This is a genomic window from Hydrogenophaga sp. (genome assembly GCF_051007235.1).
GTDB lineage: Bacteria > Pseudomonadota > Gammaproteobacteria > Burkholderiales > Burkholderiaceae_C > Hydrogenophaga.
On sequence record NZ_JBPCSJ010000302.1, the window covers coordinates 1 to 2,038 of the forward strand.

Consider the following 2,038-nt stretch of genomic DNA (forward strand, 5'->3'; position numbering starts at 1 on the left):
GCTGTGGGGCCGCCACCTGCGCCACAACCCCACCAACCCCGCCTGGGCCAACCGCGACCGCTTCGTGCTGTCCAACGGCCACGGCTCCATGCTGATCTACGCGCTGCTGCACCTCACGGGCTACAAGCTGCCGATCGGCGAACTCAAGAACTTCCGCCAGCTGCACAGCAAGACCGCCGGCCACCCCGAAGTGGGCGTGACCCCGGGCGTGGAAACCACCACCGGCCCGCTGGGCCAGGGCATCACCAACGCGGTGGGCATGGCGCTGGCCGAGAAGCTGCTGGCCAGCGAATTCAACCGCGAAGGCCACGCCATCGTCGACCACCACACCTACGTGTTCCTGGGCGACGGCTGCCTGATGGAAGGCATCAGCCACGAGGCCGTGGCCCTGGCCGGCGCCTGGAAGCTCAACAAGCTGGTCGCCCTGTACGACGACAACGGCATCTCCATCGACGGCCAGGTCGCGCCCTGGTTCATCGACGACACGCCCAAGCGTTTTGAAGCCTGTGGCTGGAACGTGATCCGCGCCGTCGACGGTCACGACGCCGACGCCGTGAGCGCCGCGATTGCTGCAGCGAAAAACAGCGCCGACAAGCCCACGCTCATTTGCTGCAAGACCAGCATCGGCAAGGGCAGCCCGAACCGCGCCAACACCGCCAAGGCCCACGGCGAGCCGCTGGGCGCCGAAGAAATCAAGCTCACCCGCGAAGCCCTGGGCTGGAGCCACGAGCCGTTCAAGATCCCCAAGGACGTGTACGCCGCCTGGGACGCCAAGGACGCCGGCAAGGCCGCTGAGGCCGCCTGGAACGCCCAATTCGCCGCCTACAAGGCCGCCTTTCCCGAACTGGCCAAGGAATTCGTGCGCCGCATGAAGGGCGAGCTGCCCAAGTCGTTCCACCAGGTGGCCGTCAACGCCGCCGTCGAAGCCCACACCAAGGCCGAGACCGTGGCCAGCCGCAAGGCCAGCCAGATCGCGCTGGAGCACTTCACGGCGGCTCTGCCCGAGCTGCTGGGCGGCAGCGCCGACCTGACCGGCTCCAACCTGACCAACACCAAGTCCACGCCCAACCTGCGCTTTGACCTGGCCGGCGATGTCGTGAAGACCGACGCCGCGAACGGTGAAAAAGTTGGCGGCCGCCACATCAACTACGGCGTGCGCGAATTCGGCATGGCCGCCATCATGAACGGCGTTGCCCTGCACGGCGGTTTCATTCCCTACGGTGGCACCTTCCTGACCTTCAGCGACTACAGCCGCAACGCCATCCGCATGGCCGCGCTGATGAAGCAGCGCGTGATCCACGTGTTCACGCACGACTCCATCGGCCTGGGCGAAGACGGCCCGACCCACCAGTCGGTCGAGCACGTCGCCAGCCTGCGCCTGATCCCGGGCCTGGACGTCTGGCGCCCGGCCGACACGGCCGAAACCGCCGTGGCCTGGGCCGTGGCCCTGCAGACCGCCCACCGCCCCAGCGCGCTGTGCCTGTCGCGCCAGAACCTGCCCTACGCGCCCAAGGCCGACCTGGCCGACATCAGCAAGGGCGGCTACGTGCTGTCCGAGCCGGCCGACGTGGGTCTCAAGAAGAAGGCCCAGGCGGTGATCATCGCCACCGGTTCCGAAGTGCAGCTGGCGCTCAAGGCCCAGGAAGCCCTGGCCAAGGAACACAAGATCGCCGTGCGCGTGGTCTCGGTGCCCAGCACCAGCGTGTTCGACCGCCAGAGCGCCGAGTACAAGGCCGCTGTGCTGCCCAAGGGTCTGCCGCGCGTCGCCGTCGAAATGGGTTCCACCGACGGCTGGTGGAAGTACGGCGTCTCGGCCGTGATCGGCATCGACACCTACGGTGAATCGGCTCCCGCACCGGTGCTGTTCAAACACTTTGGCTTCACCCCCGAGAACGTGACCGACACGGTGCGCGCCGTGCTGGCCAAGTAATCGAATTCCGGTTTCCCTTTTCTTTTTCATCCATCCACAGGAGCAGAGGACATGGCTATCAAAGTCGGTATCAACGGTTTCGGCCGCATCGGTCGCAACGTGCTGCGC

Annotated in this window: 1 protein-coding gene; it reads left to right on the forward strand. The window is 66.7% G+C overall.

The genetic code is table 11. The features are described from left to right. Window position 1 precedes the first annotated feature (1 nt). Window positions 2-1,930 carry a transketolase gene (tkt, locus tag ACR2JA_RS10700; protein WP_434009067.1) on the forward strand — a complete coding sequence of 643 codons (1,929 nt, stop codon included), beginning with the start codon at window positions 2-4 and terminating at the stop codon, window positions 1,928-1,930. Window positions 1,931-2,038 lie beyond the last annotated feature (108 nt).